At 68.6% G+C, this 21,076-nt stretch carries 16 protein-coding genes and 1 tRNA gene; 6 read left to right on the top strand and 11 right to left on the bottom strand.

Going from position 1 to position 21,076, the window contains the following annotated elements; all coding sequences use genetic code 11:
* Positions 1–57: 57 nt before the first annotated feature.
* From F0U44_RS16180 to F0U44_RS16160, 5 genes are all read right to left on the bottom strand, one after another.
* Positions 58–3,894: an adenylate/guanylate cyclase domain-containing protein gene (locus F0U44_RS16180; RefSeq protein ID WP_149729390.1), complete on the bottom strand. Its 3,837-nt coding sequence runs from the start codon at positions 3,892–3,894 to the stop codon at positions 58–60.
* A gap of 21 nt (positions 3,895–3,915) precedes the next feature.
* Complete coding sequence (locus F0U44_RS16175; RefSeq protein WP_149729389.1) at positions 3,916–4,965, bottom strand: hypothetical protein; 1,050 nt, start codon at positions 4,963–4,965, stop codon at positions 3,916–3,918.
* A 235-nt stretch (positions 4,966–5,200) separates the two neighbouring features.
* On the bottom strand, positions 5,201–5,923 hold the full coding sequence (locus F0U44_RS16170; protein ID WP_149729388.1) for a hypothetical protein: 723 nt from the start codon (positions 5,921–5,923) through the stop codon (positions 5,201–5,203).
* Positions 5,924–6,030: 107 nt separating this feature from the next.
* Entirely contained in the window at positions 6,031–7,065 is a 1,035-nt protein-coding gene (locus F0U44_RS16165; RefSeq protein ID WP_149729387.1) for a hypothetical protein, read from the bottom strand.
* A 129-nt stretch (positions 7,066–7,194) separates the two neighbouring features.
* Positions 7,195–7,268, bottom strand: a tRNA-Ile gene (locus F0U44_RS16160).
* A gap of 70 nt (positions 7,269–7,338) precedes the next feature.
* Here F0U44_RS16160 and F0U44_RS16155 point away from each other — a divergent pair.
* Positions 7,339–8,097, top strand: a complete 759-nt coding sequence (locus tag F0U44_RS16155) for a PIG-L deacetylase family protein (RefSeq protein ID WP_149729386.1) — start codon at positions 7,339–7,341, stop codon at positions 8,095–8,097.
* 10 nt (positions 8,098–8,107) lie between these two features.
* Here the strand turns inward: F0U44_RS16155 and F0U44_RS16150 are convergent, their stop codons facing one another.
* Positions 8,108–11,677, bottom strand: a complete 3,570-nt coding sequence (locus F0U44_RS16150) for an IPT/TIG domain-containing protein (protein ID WP_188113519.1) — start codon at positions 11,675–11,677, stop codon at positions 8,108–8,110.
* 288 nt (positions 11,678–11,965) lie between these two features.
* Between F0U44_RS16150 and F0U44_RS16145 the strand changes: the two genes are divergently transcribed.
* Positions 11,966–12,874, top strand: coding sequence for a hypothetical protein (locus tag F0U44_RS16145; RefSeq protein ID WP_149729384.1), 909 nt, complete (start codon positions 11,966–11,968; stop codon positions 12,872–12,874).
* Positions 12,875–12,953: 79 nt separating this feature from the next.
* On the opposite strand, the gene F0U44_RS16140 is transcribed toward F0U44_RS16145, so the two are convergent.
* The 3 genes from F0U44_RS16140 to F0U44_RS16130 form a co-directional block, all read right to left on the bottom strand.
* The gene (locus F0U44_RS16140; RefSeq protein ID WP_188113518.1) at positions 12,954–13,670 is read right to left on the bottom strand and encodes a lysophospholipid acyltransferase family protein; all 717 of its coding nucleotides are present in this window, start codon (positions 13,668–13,670) and stop codon (positions 12,954–12,956) included.
* Positions 13,671–13,717: 47 nt separating this feature from the next.
* Complete coding sequence (locus tag F0U44_RS16135) at positions 13,718–15,385, bottom strand: LCP family glycopolymer transferase (protein WP_149729382.1); 1,668 nt, start codon at positions 15,383–15,385, stop codon at positions 13,718–13,720.
* A 72-nt stretch (positions 15,386–15,457) separates the two neighbouring features.
* Complete coding sequence (locus F0U44_RS16130) at positions 15,458–16,450, bottom strand: aminoglycoside phosphotransferase family protein (RefSeq protein ID WP_188113517.1); 993 nt, start codon at positions 16,448–16,450, stop codon at positions 15,458–15,460.
* 123 nt (positions 16,451–16,573) lie between these two features.
* On the opposite strand from F0U44_RS16130, the gene F0U44_RS16125 reads away from it, so the two are divergent.
* Positions 16,574–16,984 carry a pyridoxamine 5'-phosphate oxidase family protein gene (locus F0U44_RS16125; RefSeq protein WP_149729380.1) on the top strand — a complete coding sequence of 137 codons (411 nt, stop codon included), beginning with the start codon at positions 16,574–16,576 and terminating at the stop codon, positions 16,982–16,984.
* 7 nt (positions 16,985–16,991) lie between these two features.
* Here F0U44_RS16125 and F0U44_RS16120 read toward each other — a convergent pair whose 3' ends face one another.
* Positions 16,992–18,206, bottom strand: coding sequence for a GAF domain-containing sensor histidine kinase (locus F0U44_RS16120; protein WP_149729379.1), 1,215 nt, complete (start codon positions 18,204–18,206; stop codon positions 16,992–16,994).
* A gap of 10 nt (positions 18,207–18,216) precedes the next feature.
* Positions 18,217–18,894: a response regulator gene (locus F0U44_RS16115; protein ID WP_149729378.1), complete on the bottom strand. Its 678-nt coding sequence runs from the start codon at positions 18,892–18,894 to the stop codon at positions 18,217–18,219.
* 136 nt (positions 18,895–19,030) lie between these two features.
* Between F0U44_RS16115 and F0U44_RS16110 the strand changes: the two genes are divergently transcribed.
* The 3 genes from F0U44_RS16110 (at position 19,031) to F0U44_RS16100 (ending at position 21,023) form a co-directional block, all read left to right on the top strand.
* A complete protein-coding gene (locus F0U44_RS16110; protein WP_149729377.1) occupies positions 19,031–19,237 on the top strand; it encodes a hypothetical protein in 207 nt (68 codons plus the stop codon).
* Positions 19,234–20,094, top strand: a complete 861-nt coding sequence (locus F0U44_RS16105) for a nitroreductase family protein (RefSeq protein WP_149729376.1) — start codon at positions 19,234–19,236, stop codon at positions 20,092–20,094. Before F0U44_RS16110 ends, F0U44_RS16105 begins: the two co-directional genes overlap by 4 nt.
* Before the next feature lie 71 nt (positions 20,095–20,165).
* The gene (locus tag F0U44_RS16100; RefSeq protein ID WP_188113516.1) at positions 20,166–21,023 is read left to right on the top strand and encodes a universal stress protein; all 858 of its coding nucleotides are present in this window, start codon (positions 20,166–20,168) and stop codon (positions 21,021–21,023) included.
* The last annotated feature ends 53 nt before the right edge of the window (positions 21,024–21,076 follow it).

Here is a 21,076-nt window from a genome sequence, read left to right as displayed (position 1 = left end):
ACCGCACGATGCCACCGGCCCCTAGATTGGTGTGTCGCGCTTGCGAAGTCCTTGCAATCACGAAATAGGCCGGGTGATCCCCGCCACCTCGATCCCGAGCTGACCGAAGATCCTGTCGCGCTCACTGCGCACGTCGTCCGCGTCTTCGGCTGCGAGGTCGTGCCGCAGCAACGCGTCCAACCCGAATCCGATCTCGTGGTCGGCGAACCGGCCGCGGGCTGCGTCGATGCTCGTGCGCAGCGCAACGACGGCGTCCTCGGGTCGGCCGAGGAGCGCGTACGACTCCCCGCGGACGCGGTGGAGCAACGGCACCCACGGGTCGTTGTCGGGGGCCTCGCCGAGCGCTGCCTCCGCGCTGGCCAGCGCCTGCTCCGGCTCGCCGAGGTAGAGCGACGCCTCCGCTGCCAATGCGTCGACCCAGCGGACGGACCCGGCTTCGCCAGCAGCGACGAAGTTCTGGCGAGCGCGCACGAGATGGGTGCGCGCCCACTCGGCGTCACCCTTCCGCGCAGCGACCCGACCGAGCAGCGCCTCACCGAAGGCGATCTCGGACGGCTGCCCGCTGGCTCTCCACACGGGCATCGTCTGCTCGAGCAAGGACTCCGCTCCCGGCAGATCCCCCTGGTCGATGAGCACCTCGGCAAGGTTCGCGTTCATCGTTGCGGCGTTCCAGGTGTCGCCGGCGACCGAGAACGAAGCGTGCGCCCACCGGTACTCCGCCACGGCCTCGGTCCATCGCCCCTGATAGAACGCGCGGGCGCCGAGACCACCGTGGGTATGACCGATCTCGACGCGATCGGAGAGCTGGTCGAGGAGCTTGAGCGCTTCCAGGGACCGCGGAACCGTGTCGAACGTCCCGCGGTCGAGGTCGAAGAGGTCCAGGAGTCGCAGCGCGAAGGCCAGCGTCTGCAGCTCCCCCGAGCTCGCGGCGAGCGTCTCGGCCGATTCGACCAAGCCGATCGCCGCCTCGAGGTCACCCTGCATCCAGTGCACGTAGCCCTGGCGCGCGACGACTCGTGCCGTCATCTGGTCGGCTTCCTGCCCGCCAAGCGGAGCGAGCCTCACCAGGGCCTGGTCCAGCCAGCCCAACGCCTCGGTGAGCTCGCCGCGACGTTCGACCACACGCGCCGTCCGCAGGTGCAGGCCGGCCTCCCGGATCGGGTCGTCGTCGCGTAACGAACGCTGCGCCTGATGGAACGCGTCCTCGGCAACGGCGAACTCACCCAGGGTGTAGGAGACGTCGCCGAGCGACTCCCAGCAGTCCACCATCGCGGCTGCTGGCACGTCCTCCACGTGGGCGACCGCCACGAGAGCGCGGCGGTACAAGGTCGACGCATCGTCGAGGGCGTACTGCTCGCGGGCCCGCTCGGCGGCGACGACCGCATACCTCCAGGCCGCCTCGAAGAGCTCGGCAGCAAGGAAGTGGGCCGACAGCCGGCCGCCCTCCTCGGCTGCCCTGGCACCGAGTCGCCGTTCGAGCGCCTTGGCAGCTCGGGCGTGCAGGACGATCCTGCGGCTGAAGGGCAGGCCCTCGTAGGCCGCCTCGCGCAGCATCTCGTGCCCGAACGCATAACGGCCGCGGCTCGGCTGGGAGAGGAACTCGCCGAGCCGGGCGAAGTCGGGCGCGACCGACTCCACGTCGCCCTCGAGTAGCTCGAGCAGTTCGACGACCGCGAACTCGGTGCCGAGCACGGACGCGGTCCGGAGCAGCCTGCGATCGGAGGGCACGAGTCGGTCGACGTGAGCGGCAGCAAGCTGCTCGACACTGACCGGGACGGCGTCGACGTCGGCCCCCGCAGCCACGGCCGCGACGATCTCCCTCAAGTAGAGCGGGTTCCCGTCGGCACGACGCAGGATCGCGTCCAAGCGGTGGGGTGCGAGCGGCCGTTCAACGGTCGCGTGCTGAAGCAGCTCGCGGGCGGCCTGGTCGGTGAGCGAACCCAGCACGATCCGCTGGACGTCAGCTCGCTCATCCCAGGGGCTCGCTTGTCCGAGAGGGCAGGCGGCCACGACCAGCCAGGGGACCGACCCGAGGCCCTCGGAGACGGCTCTCAGCAGGTCGACAGACGCCGCGTCCATCAGGTGCGGATCCTCGAAGCACCACAGAGCCGGGCCGTCGATGACCTCGCGGAGGAACGTCTTCGCGACCGACTCCAGGCGCGCCTTGCGGAACTGGGCATCCAGCGCGGTGACCTCGGGGGTCTCTCCCAGGTCGAGCCCGGCAACGATGCCCAGCAGCGGCAGCCAGGGGCTCAGCTCGGCGCTGGAGCCGACCTTGCGGTGCAAGGCGACGGCGACCTCCTCCTTGGTCGCGCCCGGGGCCACCCCGAGGATGGACCTCATGAGCTGGTGCCACGGCACGTAGGGCGTCGCAGACGCATAGGGCTCCCCCGTCGCCCGGAAGACGTGCGCGCGTCCTGACGCGTCCGCGCACAGCTCGGCGATCAGCCGCGACTTCCCCATGCCGCGTTCGCCCGAGAGGTCGACCCGCCTGCCGGCCCCGGAGACCGCCGCGGCCAGCAAGGTTTGCAGCTCAGCGAGCTCGGCGTCGCGGCCCACCAGCGGTGGGCGTCCCTGGATTTCCTCGCTCCGGGAGCTCTCCGGAGGGCCGACAGCGAAGGAGTGGAGCGGCTCGGCCTTGCCCTTGGCGACGAACGGCGGCAGCGCGGTCCGGGAGAACCGGGTCCGGGAGGCGTCGAGGACCGCGGCGAGCGTGCGCACCTCTCCGGGGTCGGCCGCCGCCATCAGACGGGCTGCGGTGTTCACGCAATCGCCGGCCAGCGAGTAGACCCTCCGGTAGCGAGGTCCGTAGTCGCCCGCGAACACCCGTCCGTTGTTGACACCGCCGCGCAGCGTGAGGGGGCCGTCCAGCTCGATGATGTCGCGAATCGCCGCCAGCACGCGTGCCTCGTCGTCCCCAGTCGCCCGCGGCGCCCCGGAGACAATGATCAGCTTCCCCCCGTCGGCGTTGACGTCGGTGGACAGCAGCGTGATCCGCTGAGCAGCGACCGCGTTCTGCGTGCGCGCGAGCAACGACCGCAGTGCGTCGACCATCGCCTCGGGGCCCTGGTCGGCCAGGAGGGCGTCGACACCGGAGAAGAGGACGAAGCCCACGGCGACGTGTCGGTGCTCGTAGGCCACGTCGTCCGAGGTCAGGTGCTCGCGGAGGGACGGATCGACCGCGGCAGCCAGGACCTCGTCGGTGGCGGTGGCGCGAACGATCGGCCCCTCGGCAACGGCCGGCACCGGTACGTCGAGGAGCAGGCCGGGGACACTCCGTTCGGCCAGCACGATCCCGTGCCGTTCACGCAGGTGCTGTGCGGTCGTGGCGCTGACCACCACCTGCCCCCGCTCGGCATGCTTCTCCATCGTGGTGACGCCGGTGGCGGCCGGACCCGTGACCACCAGCTCGCGGATCGGCGTGCGGGCGAGGACGAGGTCGATCGTGCCGGTGTGGATCCCGATCGCCATGCCGAGCTCGACCGTGCCCGGTGACGTGTCGACAGTGCCGACCCGGGCGAGCGTCTCCTGCATGTCCTGACCAGCGCGGCAGGCCCGCTCGACGTGGCCCGGCCCCGTGAACGACAGCAGCACCGCGTCGCCGCCCCACTTGACGAGCGCAGCTCCATAGGAGCCAGCGTCGGCCAGGAGGTGCTCGAAGGTGATGTTAAGGACGTCGCCCATCTTCTCGGCGCCGGCCTTGCCCCGAGCGGCGAGCTTCTCCGTCAGCGCGGTGAAGCCGGAGATGTCGGCAAAGAGAAGCGTCCCGTCCACCTGACGGTGCTCGACCTCGGGGCTGTCCCGCAGCCACTCGATGACGACGTTGGGCAGATAGGACTGCAGGCGCGACGCCGGTGGCGCCGTGCCTGTGAGTCCCCCGCCTGTCGTGGTCACCAGATGAACTGCCCCCCGTGTTCAGTTCGTGATGCGCGGGTCACCGGGTGCCGCCATGATGTGGAAGCGCCACGTTTCCGAATCGACGAAGTCGATGCTGGAGATGCAGGGCGACGTCCCGCCCCAGCCGTAGGCGTAGGGGTTCTCGGTGCATCCGTCGAGGAACCCCTCGTAGAGGCCGGTGTCGGGGTTGTAGTACTTGGTCAGCCCCTCGTAGTCCTCCCAGGGAGTCGGTTGTCCGTAGCAGACGTCGGTGTTCTCCATGTCGATCCGATAGTCGGTGATCTCCTTCGGCCGGTCACCGGTCACGTCGAAGACCAGCACCTGGTCGACGCTCTGGCAGCTCATCCGGAGCGGGTCGCCGTCGGGCGTGTATTCGACGTAGGCCGTGATCACCGAGGGCTCCTCCCCCGGGCCTGCGTAGACGTTGTAGATGTCGCTCTGCGGCATCGGTTCCGAGTCCTCGCCGTAGAGCTCGTCGGAGTCCTCGGTGTCGCAGGTGCCGAACCCGCAGTCGACGACGACCGCGCCTCCCGGGAGCTCCCTGCTGACCGCCACCGAAGCGTCGTCGCCGAGGTGCTGCACCATCGGGTTGGTGTCGCGGAACTTCTTGTTCTTCCACGCGCTGATCGGCAGCTGGTAGCCACCGAGCTCGGTCGGGGTGGTGGTGATCGGAACCGTGATGAAGGCGTTCTTGGGAAGCAGGCCGCCGCCCTTCACCGCAACGCTGACGACCGAGTCGACGATCGAGGCCGTCCACTTCTTGCCCTTCGAGCTGTAGATGATCTCCGGGACGCTGGGATCTGAGAACTCCTCCGGCAGCGTGATCCTCGCGGAGCCGATGCGAGCCGAGTTGGTCGAGGTGTTCTGGATCGTCACGCTGACGACCTGCAAGGTGTCGACCGGCACGAGGTTGCTCGGGCCGAAGGTGGAGTAGTAGGCGAACTTCGTGGCTGCTTCAGCGGCGGGAGGGCTGACCAGAGGCGCAGCCGCCAGGAGGCTAGCAAGCAGCGCGACCACGGTCGACGCGGCGCCAGTCGCCCTGCGGGCACGGAGGGAGCGGTTCTTCATCACGGGTTCTCCTTCAGGGAACCTAGGTCTGGTTGACCCGTGAAGCCGGTGATCCCGCGCCCGATCGCCAGCGGCTGCACACCTGAACATCGTCGTTCTCGTCAAACGACCACGGTCGTGGTCGGTTATCAGTCAAGGGCGGCGGCGCAGCGCGCGACAACCGTTCGTGGCCCACGTCACCGGCTCTGGGGCACAAGTTCCGTGCTACCACGTAGGCCGCCGACTGATGCGGCTCTCAGGTGCCGTTGCCGGTCACCGGTACATAGACGTCGACGCAGTTGGGCGGCGGGTTCGGTCCACCGGAGCGGCAGATGACGAAGAGGAGCTGGCCAGACGTCGGGCCGACGATGACCGAGTCGAAGGTGGCCTTCACATAGCACCGCGGCTGGCCCACGCAGGTGCTGTCGCTCCAGTAGAACGGCCCGTCGCCGCCTCCCGAGTTCAGGTACCAGCCGTCGTCGATCTTCAGCCCGACCTTCTTGTCCTTGGAGGTCCCGACCTCGACGTTGCCGAAGTTCACCTTCGCCGGCGCGAACTTCACCGGCGCGACGCCGGTCCCGGTCGTCTCCAGCGGTACGTCGACGCACGGCGGCATGTTGGGTTCAGCAGGGGGGCACATCGTGAATCCGAGTGTCCCGGCCTTCGGTCCGACCTGGATCGGGGCGAAGGTAGCCACGACCGTGCACTTGGGCTGGCCGACGCAGGTGCTGTCCCCCCAGGAGAACACTCCGTCGTCGGACCCGCCGAGCAGGTACCAGCCGTCCTTGGCGTGGAGGGTCACCTTCCTGGACTTCGTCTCGCCGACCTTGACCTTGCTGAAGTTGACCTGGCCCGGCGAGAACGTGACGTGGGTCTCGTCGGGCGGAGGTGCTGCGTCGGCAGAGACGCCTGCAGGGATGGTGACCGCTGCGGCCGTCAGAGCGAGGGCCGAGAGGATGCGGGCTGCGGTGATACGCATGATGGCTCCGGGAGTGAGAGATGGCCTGTGGTGGTAATCGTCGGACCCGGACCTTGCGAAAACCTTGCGCTGGATTCGGATCCTACTCGCGCCAGAAGGGATCTGGCCTAGTTTGTGATGCGCGGATCTCCGGGGGGTGCATAGAGCTCGTAGAGGACCGTGTCCACGTCGACGAAGAAGGCTTCGATGCACGGCGAGTTGCCACCTTCCAGGTAGCCGTAGGGATTCTCCGTGCATCCCGACACCTGGCCCTCGAAGAGGCCAGTGGCCGGGTTGTAGGTCTGGTAGTCGCCCGAGCCGTCCTGCCAGGGGTACGGCGCCCCGAGGCAGAAGTCGAGGTTGGCCCAGTCCGTCCGTTCGTCGGTCACGACCTTGGCCCGGTTGCCGGTCACGTCGAACACCAACACCTGATCGACGTTCTGGCAGCTCATCCGGAGCGGGTCCCCGAGCGGCGTGTAGTCGACGTACGCCGTGATCACCGAGGGCTCGTCGCCGTCCTCGGCGTAAACCTGGTAGACGTCGCTCTGCGGCATCGGCGCCGAGTCCACGCCGGTCAGCGGATCGGAGTCCTCAGTGTCACAAGGGTCGAGCCCGCACGAGACGACGACTGCGTCGCCGGGGATCTCCTCGCCGACGGCGACCGCGGCGTCGTAGCCGTAGTGCTCCATCATCGGGTCGGTATCCCTGAACTTCGGGTTCCTCCACGCGGTGATCGCCAGCTGGAACCCACCGACCTCGTCGGGCGTGGCCGTGAGCGGGACCGTGATGGATTGCAGCTTGCCCAGGGTGCCGCCACCCTTCGCCGCGACGCTCACCACCGACTCGGAGATCGACGCCGTCCACTTCTTGCCCTTGGAGCTGTAGATGATGGGCGGGACGCTCGCATCCAGGAACGACTCAGGCAGCGTGAATCGCGCGGAGCCGAGGCGGGTGGCCTTGGTGGAGACGTTGGTGATCGTCACCTCGATGACCTGCGACGTGTCGACCTCGATCAACCCGCTCGGCCCGACCGTGGTGTAGCGGGAGTATTTCGGCGTGGGCGCGGCAGCAGCGTCGCCGAGCAACGGAACGCCAGCCAACAGACCGGGAAGCAGCATGATCGTGGCCAGCGCGGCAGCGCGCGTGGGTTGTTTCCTCAACACGGGTTCCCCTTCGAAAGAGCAAGGCCCGAGCGCCGACGTCGTGGTCAACGACCACCATTCTGATCCGGCACGATCTCGCCAAGAACCGTGCTAACACGTATCTGCTGTGCTGCACGGCACTCGTGTGGGTAGGGCGGGTGGGGCTCGAACCCACGACCCAAGGATTATGAGTCCTCTGCTCTAACCGACTGAGCTACCGCCCCTCGGAGAGGGAGCCTATCGATCGTCGTTCATGTCCCCGGAACGACGCCCAGCAGTGCGATGCTCGGACGCATGGACATCAAGCCCCCACCGCTCAAGCACCTGCCCGAGGACTGGGAGCGCGCCCTGGTGATCGTGGCGCACCCCGACGACGTCGAGTACGGCGCCGCGGCGGCGATCGCGCGCTGGACCGGGCAGGGCAAGACCATCGGCTACGTCATGGTGACCAGCGGCGAAGCCGGCATCGACGGTCTCCACCCCGACGAATGCCGAGCCGTCCGCGAGGCAGAGGAGATCGAGTCGGCCCGGATCGTGGGCGTCGACACGGTCGACTTCCTCGGCTTCCCCGACGGGGTGCTCGTCTACGGCCTCGAGATGCGTGCAGCGATCGCCCGCTTGGTCCGCCAGCACCGGCCCGACATCGTCATCACCGGCAACTTCCGCGACACGTTCGGGCCCGGGGCTCTCAACCAGGCCGACCACATCGCGACGGGCCGCGCCGTGCTCGACGGTGTCCGTGACGCGGGCAACCGCTGGATCTTCCCCGAGCAGCTGATCGACGGGCTGGAGCCCTGGGGCGGCTGCCGCGCGGTGTGGGCGGCCGGTTCGCCGGAGGCGCGCCACGCGGCCGACACGACCGAGACCTTCGACGCGGGCGTCGCGTCCCTCGAAGCGCACGCCGCCTACATCGAGGGCCTGGGCTGGGAGGGCTGGAGCGCGCGAGAGTTCCTGGAGGGCAACAGCAGACAGTCCGGGTCGCGACTCGGCACCACCTTCGCCGCGATGTTCGAGGTCTACTCGCTCACCTGGGGCGGTGGAGACGAGGACTGACGCGTCAGACCTAGCCGAGGTACTTGAACGTACTGGCAGATGCCGCGGCCGAAGTGTCGAAACTGCAGTTCCGAACCCTCAGGTTGTAGGTCCCGGGGGCATGTGGCGGCGCCTTGACCACGACCTTGGTGTCGGTGAACGACACGATCCGATCCCGGTTTGGATCAACAGGCTCCGTGGTGATCTCCGTATCCCCGATGAACACCGACTTCGGGAACGGGAACGGCTCACCACACCCACCCAGGAAACCGGTCCCGGTGATCTCGATCTGCGTGCCGGTGTAGCCCTTGTCCGGCGACACCTTGGTCACCTTCGGAGCCAGGTAGGTGAACTTGGCCGCCACCACGGGGGTCGTGTCGAAGTTGCAGTTCCGCACCCGCACATCGACGGTGCCCGCCGAGCGCAGCGGAACCCTCACCACGACCTTGGTGTCGGTGAACGACACGATCCGATCCCGGTTCGGGTCAACAGGCTCCGTGGTGATCTCCGTGTCCCCGATGAACACCGACTTCGGGAACGGGTACTGCTCCCCACACCCACCCAGGAAACCGGTCCCGGTGATCTCGATCTGCGTGCCGGTGTAGCCCTTGTCCGGCGACACCTTGGTCACCTTCGGAGCCAGGTAGGTGAACTTGGCCGCCGTTGCTATCGGGCTCGTGTCGAAGCTGCAGTTCCGCACCCGCACATCGACGGCGCCCACAGAACGCAGCGGAACCCTCACCACGACCTTGGTGTCGGTGAACGACACGATCCGATCCCGGTTCGGGTCAACAGGCTCCGTGGTGATCTCCGTATCCCCGATGAACACCGACTTCGGGAACGGGAACTGCTCCCCACACCCACTGAGGAAACCCGTCCCGGTGATCTCGATCTGAGTACCCGTGTAGCCCTTGTCCGGCGACACGTTCGTCACCTTCGGAGCCAGGTAGGTGAACTGATCGGCCGACACCACGGGCGTCGTGTCGAAGTTGCAGTTCCGCACCCGCACATCGACGGTGCCCGCCGAGCGCAGTGGAACCTTGACCACGACCTTGGTGTCGGTGAACGACACGATCCGATCCCGGTTCGGGTCAACAGACTCCGTGGTGATCTCCGTATCCCCGATGAACACCGACTTCGGGAACGGGAACTGCTCCCCACACCCACCCAGGAAACCGGACCCCGAGATCTCGATCTGCGTGCCGGTGTAGCCCTTGTCCGGCGACACCTTGGTCACCTTCGGAGCCAGGTAGGTGAACTTGGCCGCCGTTGCTATCGGGCTCGTGTCGAAGCTGCAGTTCCGCACCCGCACATCGACCGTGCTGCCCGCCGACTTCGGCGGAGCCTTGACCACCACTTTGGTGTCGGTGAACGACACGATCCGATCCCGGTTCGGGTCGAACGGCTCCAGGGTGATCTCCGTGTCGCCGATCGATACGGCCTTCGGGAACGGGAACGGCTCACCACAGCCACTGAGGAAACCGGTCCCGGTGATCTCGATCTGCGTACCCGTGTAGCCCTTGTCCGGCGACACCTTGGTCACCTTCGGAGCCAGGTAGGTGAACTTAGCCGCCGTTGCTATCGGGCTCGTGTCGAAGCTGCAGTTCCGCACCCGCACATCGACGGTGCCCGCAGAACGCCGCGGAACCCTCACCACGACCTTGGTGTCGGTGAACGACACGATCCGATCCCGGTTCGGGTCAACAGGCTCCGTGGTGATCTCCGTATCCCCGATGAACACCGACTTCGGGAACGGGAACGGCTCACCACAGCCACTGAGGAAACCGGTCCCGGTGATCTCGATCTGCGTGCCGGTGTAGCCCTTGCTCGGCGCCACCTTGGATACCTTCGGCGCCAGGTAGGTGAACCTGGCCGCCGTTGCTATCGGGCTCGTGTCGAAGCTGCAGTTCCGCACCCGCACGTCGACGGTGCCTGCCGAGTGCAGCGGGACCCGCACCACCACCTTGGTGTCGGTGAACGACACGATCCGATCCCGGTTCGGGTCAACAGGCTCCGTGGTGATCTCCCTGTCCCCGATGAACACCGCCTTCGGGTACGGGAACGGCTCACCACACCCACCCAGGAAACCGGAACCCGAGATCTCGATCTGCGTGCCGGTGTAGCCCTTGTTGGGCGCCACTCGCTTCACCTTCGGAAGCGGCGGCGCCGTGACCGTGAAACGGTCGGCCGCAACCACGGGAGACACATCACCCTGACAGTTCCGGATCTGAACGTCGTAGGTACCGCCGCCGATCTTCGGAACGGTGAACTGGAGCGCGACGTCCGACGGGCCGACACCGTCGGACAACGGCACCTCCACATCGTCGATGATGGCCACGCCGAGGCCCGTCACGCAGCCAGAGGTGAAGCTGGTCCCGTTGACAGTCACCTGCGAGCCCGGGTTGCCAGCGTTGGGCGAGACTCGGGTGACCGTCGGTGCCAGGTAGCTGTAAGTCGTGGCGCCCGCGGAAGCGTCACCATCACAGTCAGTCACTGTGACAGCCACCGGACCCGCCGAGTGCGGTGGGGCGAGGACCTTCAGCGACGTCGCGCTCACATCGGTCGGCGTCACGTCGGTCCCGCCGATGCTCACCCGCGGCAGGGCCGAGGACGTGCAGCCGGCCGTGAACCTCGCCCCGGTGACCGTCAGCTCCGCGCCGATCACACCCTCACTCGGGGTCACTGCAGTCACCGAAGGTGTCCGTGTGTAGGTGAACCGGTCGGCACTGGTGATCGCCGAGCTGTCCCCCTGACAATCGGTGACCGTGATGTCGACCGCACCGTCAGCGTGAGCAGGCGCACGCACGGTGATGCTGGCAGGACTGTAGGAGCCGCCGCCGGGGTCGGCGACCTCGGTCCCGAATCTGACGACTGGGTGGACGGTCGCCGTGCAACCGGAGCCCAGTCCGTAGCCGGTGATGTTTACCTGCGTCGATGCCTTGCCCTCTGCGGGCGAAACACCCGCCACGACCGGACCGGTGTAGGTGAAACGGGTAGCGCTCGTAACGGCCGACGTGTCGCCGGCGCAGCTGACGACCGTCACGTCGTAGACACCGGGATGCACGCCTGCGGGTGCCTTGACCACGATCGACGACGCACTGAGCGAGCCAGGGATCTCCGCCTCCGCGCTGCCGAAGCGGACCGTAGGACGCGCACCCGCCGTACATCCGACGGTGAAGTTGGTCCCCGAAAGGGTGACGAACGTCCCCGGATTGCCGGTCGCCGGCGAAACTCCAGTGACTGTCGGCCGCAGGTAGGTGAAGCGGGCCGCGGCCACGACAGGCGACTCCGCGCCGTTGCAATCGGTCACCCGTATGTCGGCAACCGTCCCCGGAGGATTCGAAGGGGCGGTGACGCTGATGCTCGTCGGGCCCGATGAGGTGACAGTGGCCGGTACGCCGGCGAACGTGACCGTCGGGACCCGACTGGTCCCGTCCTCAGTGATCGGCCCACAGCCGTTGACCAGTTCTGAGCCGACGATCGTCACCGGCGTTCCGGTGGCCCCAGAAGTCGGCGAGACCGACGAGATCGTCGGTCCGACGGCCGCGGCGGGCCCAGCAGGGAGGATGGCCAGGGCGCCCGCCAGGACGGCCGCCGACACCCCGGTGACGAGACGGCCCCGCGCAGCGGTTGCAGTTGTTCGTCCGATGCCCACTTTGTTGGTCCCCATCACCTGTAGAGCGAAGCCGGACCCGGACCGTCCTGTGAACCGCGATTTCACCTTGGCGTGGACGGGGTGTCAATGAGCCGTGCAACACACCAGTCCGACCGACTCCACGCGGGTGACCGAAGGTCATCGGACCAGGGGACCAACGTCCCCTTCTCACGCGTTCGGCTGTCGCACGCGCGGTCAGACCGGTAGACCCTTCCTCGGGAGAGGGAGGAACTGATGAACCCGTACAACCGACGACGCCGCGTCCTCGCGGCCGTCACCGGCACCGCATTCGCTCTGGCTGGCCCCTGGGCACTGGCCGCGCCGGCCAACGCCGCCGACGGCGACCATGACGGCATGCCCGACCGCTGGGAACGGCGGCATGGTCTCGACCCCACGGTCGACGATGCACGGCGAGACCTGGATCGCGATGGCTTGCGCAACCTGGGCGAGTATCGGCACCGATCCGAACCCGCGGACGAGGACTCCGACGGCGACGGCCACGACGATGGCGACGAGGTCCACGACGACCGTCGCAACACGGACGTCGACGACTCCGACACCGACGACGACGGTACTCCTGACGGCGACGAGGACTCGGACCACGACGGCACCGACAACGAGGACGAGGACGACAGCGACGAGACGTGCCGTGGGGATGACGACGACAGCGACGACGACCACGTCGACGACGAGGACGAGAACGAGCTCGGCCTTGATGAGGACGACGCGGACTCCGACGACGACGGCACCGACGACGGCGACTCCGACTCCGACGACGACGGCGAGTCCAACGAGGACGACGACGACTCCCTCGAGGATCGGTGCGGACGCGACGGCGGCGAGGACGACGACGACCTGCTCGGGACGATCGAGAGCTTCGACGAGGTCTCCGGCACGCTCGTCATCGCCCGGTCCGGCGCCGACGGACTGACCTTCCTCGTCGGCGAGGACACCGAGATCTCCGTCGAGGAGCCCGAGGACGACCGGGCGAGCGGGAAGCACCGGGACGGTTCGGTCGATGACCTTGTCGCAGGAGCGGTGGTCAAGGAGATCGACGTCGATGACGACATCGACTCGACGCCGCCGACCCTCGAGGAGATCGAGCTCTACGGGCCCGGGACGGGTCCCGTCGACGACGACTGATGCGTCGGTTTCGAGGCTCGCTGCGCTCGCACCTCAACCAGCGGCTGGTCGGGCGCTCGCACCTCAAACCAGCGGTGGACTAGCCGCGACGCTTCTTGATGACCCAGGCACCGAGGCCGACGGCCGCAGCGCCGGCAGCGATGATCCCGGCCCGGTTCTGCCAGTTGGCGTACTCCTCCTCGACCTGGGGCCAGGCCTGGCCGATGGCTTCGGCGGCGTCCTCAGGCGTCGCCTCCAGCCCTTCGACGGAGACCGGCGTGCCGAACACCATCCGCACCTTGCGCGGGAGCGGCCAGCGGCGCTTCTCGGTGCCGGTGATGGTCGCCGGCACGATGGGAGCCCCGGCCTCGATGGCGAGGCGGGCGGCGCCGCGCTTGGGTGCGCCCAGCCCTTCGTCGCGCACCCGGGTGCCCTCGGGGAAGAGCGCGAGCGCGTCGCCGCGGGCGAGGATCGCCCGGGCGGTGGCGAGCGCCTCGGCGTCGGACTCCCCGCGACGTACGGGGAACGCGCCCAGGCGCAGGAAGAAGCCGGCCATCGGGCCCTCGAAGTGCTCGGCCTTACCCATGAAGTGGACGGGGCGGCGCAGGACGATGGCGACGAAGAACGGATCCCAAAAGCTCTTGTGATTGGGCACGATGACGACCGGGCCCTTCTTGGGCACGTTCTCCTTGCCCGTCGCGGTGAACCCGCAGATGATCCGGAAGAGCAGCGCCGCGGTGTATTTCACCACCAGGTAGAGCGGGCCGCTGACGCCCTTCTCCCGTGCGATCCGGTGGGCTTCCTCGTTGGTCGTCACGCCGGACATCTTGGCGCTTGGCGACCAGAGACCGCTAGGACTCGCCGTCAGTAGGCGGCGTCGTGGGCCTCGGCGTCCTCGACCGTCTCGCCCGTCGGGTTGTAGGCGCAGGCGTCGTCGGGGTCGTCGGCCGGGTCCTTCTTCTCCCCGTGGTGCTTCTTCGCCGGCGGATCGATCGCGCGCTGGACGATGTCGCGCATCCAGTCGAAGTCGGGGTCGGCGGAACTGAACTCGGCCGACGACTTGAAGACCACCGACTTCACCTTGGCGTCCTTGACGCGCAGGGCCAGCTCGACGAACGCCGAGGCGAGCTCCCGCGGGATGTCGGTGTAGACGATCTCCTTGCCGGCCTTCAGCAGGTCGAGGTAGCGCAGCAGCAGGCTGCCCGGATCGGCGGACTGCACGATCGCGTCGACCATGCAGCGCTGGCGGTCCATGCGCTCGTAGTCGTCAGAGCCCCACCGTCCGCGCGCGAACCACAGCGCCTGGAAGCCGTTGAGGTGCTGGTCGGGACCGGGTGCGAGGTAGTCGTCGGGGGGATCGCCGGCATCGGTGCTGCCACCGATGGCGATCGGCTCGTTGATGTTGACGGTCACTCCGCCCATCGCGTCGACGACTTCCTTGAAGCCCTCGAGGTTGACGAGCACGTAGTACTCGACCGGGATGCCGAGGGTGCCCTCCACCGCCTGCTTGATCGCGTCGGCGCCCTCGTTGGTGCTCTTGCCGAGAATGCCGGGGTGGACGGCGGGCACGTTGCGGTAGACCGCGTTGAGCATGTATTCGCCGTTGGCCGGGTCGCCGTTCTGGAAGCCGTAGGGATAGGCGTCGTGGAGCGGGCTGTCCTCGGGGAACTGCGCGTTGGCCATGTTGCGCGGCAGGCTGAACGTGACTGCCTTGCCCGTCTGGGTGTCCATGCTCAGCAGGATCATGCTGTCGGTGCGGACGCCCTCGCGTCCCTCGCCGCCATCGCCGCCCAGCAGCAGCACGTTGACCCGGTCGGTGCCCGCCCAGGGGTCCTTGGCGGTGCGGTCCTTGGGCGTCGTCGCGACCTCGTTGTGCGTGAAGACCTTGTCGACGAAGTCGGCAGTCGCGACGGCGTACTGGGCGCCGCGCACCACCGGTGCGGCGAAGATCAGGCAGAACACGATCACGGCCAGGTTGCCGACCACGGTGTGCCACTGGGGCCGCTCACGCGGCCGGATGAGCCGGTAGGAGGTCCAGACGACGAAGAGCCACACCGTCAACAGCACCGCGATGACCAGGGTGATGATCCGCAGGGCGCGCGGGTTGAAGACCAGCTCGACCACCCGGCTGCGCGAGGCGGCGAGGTCGTGGTCGTGGAAGAAGTACCAGACCACCGCGCCGAACACGAGGGCCCAGCCGACGAGCACGATCCAGCCGGCGAGCTTGCGCTTCGCGAAGAGGTAGCCCGTGCCGGGGATCATCGCCGAGATGAAGGTCAGGCCCAGGGTGCCCGGCAGTCCGCGCGTACGGCGCTCGCGGGGCCGCAGCGCCCGCCGGCCGCCGCGCGGCCGCGCTCCTGCGGGGCTGGCGGAGGTCTCGAGGACGGGATCGCCTGGCCGACGCGCGCGCTTGCCGACGTACGACTCGGACGCGGCGGCGCGGAGCTGCCTACGCTCGCGCCGAGAGACACGGACGGACCGCGATGCGCGCCGAGCGCCGCCCGGTCGCCCGGGGCTCGCCGTACCCGCCATCCGTACCTCTCAGTAAGTCGCGGGTCGGCACCCGCGCAGCGCATCCAGTATCGCCACGCCGAGCCCGTAGCGTCACATTGGCGGGAGGTATCCCACCGGTGGTTCCTCGAGCAGCGTACCTAGCCAGTCCGCGGGTGCTGAGCCGTACTCGCCGCGCTCTTCAGGAGTCATCGTCGTGATGCAGCGGCGCCAGGACTCGATCTTGGCCAGTCGGGCCAATTGGAGGGCTGCCGGCAGCGCCGCGCGGAGTGAGCGCATCGGGGCATGGTCGGACCAAACCTCGAGCGCCGCATCGGCGATCCGGCGGAGTCGGAGGTCGTCAGGACCGGCGTCGAGCTCGTCGGCGCTGATGTTGAGCGCGATCAGCAGGGCACCGAGCGGCTCGGTCGCCATCGCGTCGCCGAAGTCGAAGAACCGCAGCGGTCGGTCGTCGGCGCCAGCGACGACATTGTTGGCATGGAGGTCGTTGTGGTTGATCGTCAACGGGAGGTCGAGCTCGCCCACCTGGTCCGACCAGCTCTCGAGCCGCGGCAGCAGGGCCTCGAGCCGACGAGCCACGTCGTCGGGGAGCCGCCGCGGATCGTCCGGCGCCAACGCGTTGAGGCGGCCGACAGCGTCGGCCACGTAGGTGGTCGCGCACTCGGGAGCGAGCGCCGTCAGCGGCAGGTCATCGATGTGCGGCGCTGCGGCTCGCTGCAGCAGCGCGGCATCACGGACGATCCGGCACCAGAGGTCGACGTCGTGGTCGCCGCCCCGCTCGTGCAGGGTCACACCGAGGTGCGGGGTCAGTAGCAGGTCGCGACCGGGATCGGCCGCGACCACCGGTACGACGTAGTCCGGCGCGATCGGCTGGAGCGCGCTCAGGAGCGCCGCCTCGTGCGCCTGCCCCGGGCAGTTCTGCTTGGCCCAGTACTTCTCGCCACCGACCTCCACCCGCCAGACCGTCGACCACGGCCGGATCTTCAGCGGCTCGAACACCGTGGGCTCGCCCACGGCGTCGGTGACGAACGTGAGGAGCTCGCTAGCGAACTCCCCCGTCCCCCACACAGCGCTGGACCACGTCACGCCGCAAGAGTGACGGAGCGCAGGTCGGCGCGCCAACGGCTTTACGCAGGAGGGGTCGAAGGTCCCCCCAGTCGCCGACCAACGGCCGGTGCGCCCGCAGCGGAGCCGAGGCATCGTCGAGTCATGAGCACCGACCACTGGTACAGCAGCAAGCTGCGCGACATCCCGCATCCGGAGTGCATCCACCTGTTGCAGTCGCAGCAGGTCGGCCGGATCGCCTTCGAGGACGACTCGGGGCCCGACGTCCTTCCCATCAATTACGCGATGGACGGCGAGGACATCCTCATCTCCACGTCGGCGTACGGCGTCGTGGCTCGCGCCGCGACCAACAGCCGGGTGGCTTTCGAGGTGGATTCTCTCGACGACTACACCGAGTCGGGCTGGTCGGTCGTCGTGCGCGGCCGCGCGACCCACGAGTCGCCGTTGATCCCGCCGTCGGGCGAGCACCCGCACCCGTGGGCCGACGGGACGCGGAGCTACCACCTGAGGATCGTGGCGGACGTCGTCCGGGGGCGGCGCCTGATCCCGGCCTGAGGCGGAGTCAGACCCGGGGGACGGCCCACCGCAAGGTGGTGCCCTCCCCGGGGCTCGACTCGACCGAGAACGTGCCGCCGCGCTGCTCGGCTCGGCGGCGGATGTTGGCGAGTCCGCTTTCGACGATGTCGGGAGGCATCGCCCGGCCGTCGTCGATGACCGTCAGGACGATCTCGTCACCGGCGGAGACGACCACCGCCCCCGACGACGCGAACGCGTGCCGCGCGGCGTTGGAGAGCGCTTCGCCGAGGACGGCGAGAAGGTCGGGGACCAGATCTTCATTGATCAGCGTGCGCACCGGCCCGATGAACGACAGCTCGGGTCGAAACTTGAGGGTCGCGGCCGCGCGGTCGACCAGTCGGGTGACCTCGGCCTGCACGTCGTCGGACAAGTCGGGCGCGCCGAGCGCGAAGATCGTGCGGCGGATGTCCTTGATCGTGGCGTCGATGTCGTCGACCGCCTGCTCGAGCCGCTTCGACACCTCCGGCTGGGCGACCAGTCGACTGCTGCTCTGCAACCCGAGGCCGACCGCGAACAGCCGCTGGATGATCAGGTCATGCAGGTCGCGGCCGATCCGGTCGCGGTCCTCGAGAACCAGAAGGCGTTCGCGGTCCTCGCGCGCCTGCTGTGCTTCCTCGTAGAGCCGGGCGTTCTCGATCGTCACACCGGCTGCCGCCGCCAGCGCGATGACGATCTCCTCATCCTCTGCCGTGAAGTCGGTACCGTCGCGCTTCTCCGTCAGGTAGAGGTTGCCGAAGACGCGGTCGCGGATCCTGACCGGAACTCCGAGGAAGGAGTGCATCGGCGGGTGGTTGGGCGGGAAGCCGTAGGACTCGGGGTGCTCGGCGATGTCGTGCAGGCGAAGGGGCTCGGGCCGGTCGATGATGAGGCCGAGCAGTCCGTGGCCGCGCGGGAGGTCGCCGATCTCAACAGCGACGTCCGCGGAGATCCCGTGGTGAATGAAGGTGCGGAGCGGTTGCTCGTCGGCGTCACCGAGAACCCCCAGCGCGGCATAGCGGGCATCGGCGAGGCGACTGGCGATGGCCACGATGCGCGACAGGACGCCATCGAGCGTGAGATCGGCGGCCATCGTCACGACCGCGTCGAGCAGGAGCCGCAACCTCGCCTGCTGGTCGAGGGCACCCTGCATCCGAGCCTCGACCTCGCGGACCAGCTCCTCGAAGTCGGCGCCCTGGAGCCCCGCGCGGTCCGGCTCCGTCATCGGTCGGCCGTCACTCGCCGGTCGGCCGCGTGTGCTTGACCGCGAAGATCGCCGCCTGGGTGCGGCTGGAGAGCCCGAGCTTCGCGAGCAGCGACGACACGTAGTTCTTCACGGTCTTCTCGGCGAGAAACAGCTCACCTGCGATCTGCCGGTTGGTCATCCCCTGGCCGATGAGGTCCAAGATCCGCTGCTCCTGCTCGGTCAGTGCCTCCAGCTCCCGGTCGACCGGCGGACCGTTGCGGACCCGCTCCAGCACCTGCAGGGTCACCGACGGGTCGAGCGTCGACTGGCCGGCCGCGACCCGTCGCACCATGTCGATGAGGTCACTCCCCCGCACCTGCTTGAGCACGTAGCCGGCCGCCCCGGCCATGATGGCGGCGAAGAGCGCGTCGTCGTCGTCGTAGGACGTGAGGATCAGCGCCGCGATGCCGGGATCCTGTGAGCGGATGTCGCGACACACGTCGATGCCTGAGCCGTCGGGCAGGCGGCCATCGAGGATCGCGACGTCGGGACGGAGGGCCGGGATCCGGCGCGTCGCCTCCTCGGCCGAGCCCGACTCGCCGATCACTTCGAAGTCGGGCTCGCTCTCGAGCAACTCGCGCATGCCGCGCCGCACGACCTCGTGATCGTCCAGCAAGAAGATCCTGATCGGCGCACGTGCGTCGGACGAGGTCGGGGCGTCGCTCATGTCTCCACGCTAGCCGCGGGAAGGCCCGTCCACAGCGGTTCCAAGGACTCCGAGGCCCGGGACTTTCGGCCCTGCTGGCGCCGCGTCCCGCAGCGACACGCTTGCCGTGCCCCCACAAGGAAACGGAGTCCCTCACATGCTGGAGCGCGAGCTCACGAAGTCCGACGACCACCTGGAGCACGACATCCAGGTGATCTTGGTGTCGACCGGGCTGCGTGACTGGCTGGTCGACGTCCGGGAGGGGATCGTCGAGCTCACCGCGCCCCCTGGCTCTGGCCAGCGCAGCATCGCCGCACTCCTCGCCCGTTCGGTCCCCGGCGTGGTGGAGGTGCGGGTGTCGTGATCGGACAGCCGGTTCTCGAAAGGCTGGTGGAGCTCGCTTGCCTGGCGCCGAGCGTGCACAACACCCAGCCGTGGATGTGGCACACCGGGAGGGGGCGGGTCCGGCTGTACGCCGACCGGACCCGCCTACTACCCGACGACGACCTGCGCGGGCGCAATCTGGTGATGAGCTGCGGCGCGGCGCTCGACCACTTCCGCTACGCGGCGCGAGCGCTGTCGCTCGACACTGAAGTGACCCGCCTGCCGGAAGGTCCCCGGAGCGACCTGCTGGCCGAGATCTCGCTGCTCCGGTCGGAGCCCTCCCCCAGCGCTGCCGAGGACATCGCCGCTCTGCGGGCCCGCTGCACCGACCGCCGCCGTTTCACCTCGTGGCCGGTGCCGGCCGCGGCCCTCGAAGGGCTCGCGGAAGAGGCGCGTGCCCGCGGCGCTGTGGCGCTGCCGGTCACCGATGTCGGCACCCGGATCCGTCTCGAGCTCCTGACCAAGCAAGGACACCTCGTCAGCGCCGTCCCGGCGTTCCCCCGGCCCGACATCCCGACCGTCGCCGAGACCCGCGCGGTGGTCGAGAGCAGCGACGGCGCGATCGTGATCGGCGCCGAGGTCGACGAGCCAGCGGCCTGGTTGCAGAGCGGTGAGGCGTTGAGCTCGATGTGGCTGCGCGCGACCCGGGAAGGGTTGTCCGTCGTACCGCTCAGCCTGCCGGCCGACGTCGACGCCGTACGCACCACCCTTCGCCACGACGAGACCCACGGGGCGGTCGTGCCGCACGTGCTGGTGCGGATCGGATGGCAGGCGATCGGGCGCAGCCAGCTCCCGCGGACGCCACGCCGGCCGCTGGCCGAGGTCCTAGCGCGTTAGGGGCCGAAGGTCCCCCGCCCTGGGGGACTCTGCCCGTACCGCGACCGCAGCCAGGAGAGCAGGCTCAAGCCATGACGAAGATCCAGCCGGGAAGCATCGTGGTCGGTGCCGACGGTTCGCCTGAGGCGGACCGAGCGGTCCAGTGGGCGGCCGAGCAGGCCGCCTTCGAGCGGCGTCCGCTCGTCGTCCTGAGTGCCTGTGTCGAAGCCCCGGCCCTGGTGGCCGCCAGCATGGGCGCGGCCTACGCCTGTTCCACCGACGACCTGTTCGTCGCAGCGCAGAGCACCGCATCGGCTGCTGCCGAGCTCGCCATCCACCACCGGTCGGGGTTGCCCGTCGAGACCCTCGCCGTCATGACCGACCCTCGGATCGCCCTCATCGAGGCCGCCGAGTCGGCTCACCTCGTCGTGCTCGGGTCGCGCGGACACGGACCGATCACCAGCAAGCTGCTGGGATCGGTCGGGGCCACGGTCATGAAGCGGGCCGCCTGTCCGGTGGTCGTGTGCCGGCCCGGCACTGAGCTGCGGGTCAAGCGAGGCGTGATCGTGGGCGCGGATGCCACCGCCGAATCGCTGCCGATCATCGACTTCGCCTTCCGCCAGGCGTCCCTGCGATCCCAACCGCTCACCATCCTGCACACCTATCTCGACGAGACATACGAGCACGCGAGCCGCATCGCCGTCGCCGAATCGATCGCGGGATTCCGGGAGCACTATCCCGAGGTCGCGGTCGCCGCACACACCACCCAGGGTTTCGCCGCAGCTGCGCTGTCGGCGATCGCCGACCGCCACGACCTCGTCGTCATCGGTCGGCATCCCATCGACTCCGTCGCCCGCCACATCGTGGGCGCGATCTCCACCGCAGTCCTCGAACGGGCCCACACGACCATCGCGATCGTCCCCGAGGCCGCGACCGCACTCGCACGCTGAGCGCACCCATCAGAGCACCACCACCAACGGGGTCTGATAGCCCCGGAACGGAA

Source organism: Nocardioides humilatus, from assembly GCF_008373755.1.
GTDB lineage: Bacteria > Actinomycetota > Actinomycetes > Propionibacteriales > Nocardioidaceae > Nocardioides > Nocardioides humilatus.
The sequence above is the reverse complement of the archived record's forward strand: the minus strand, read 5'-3'. Positions and strand labels throughout refer to the sequence as shown.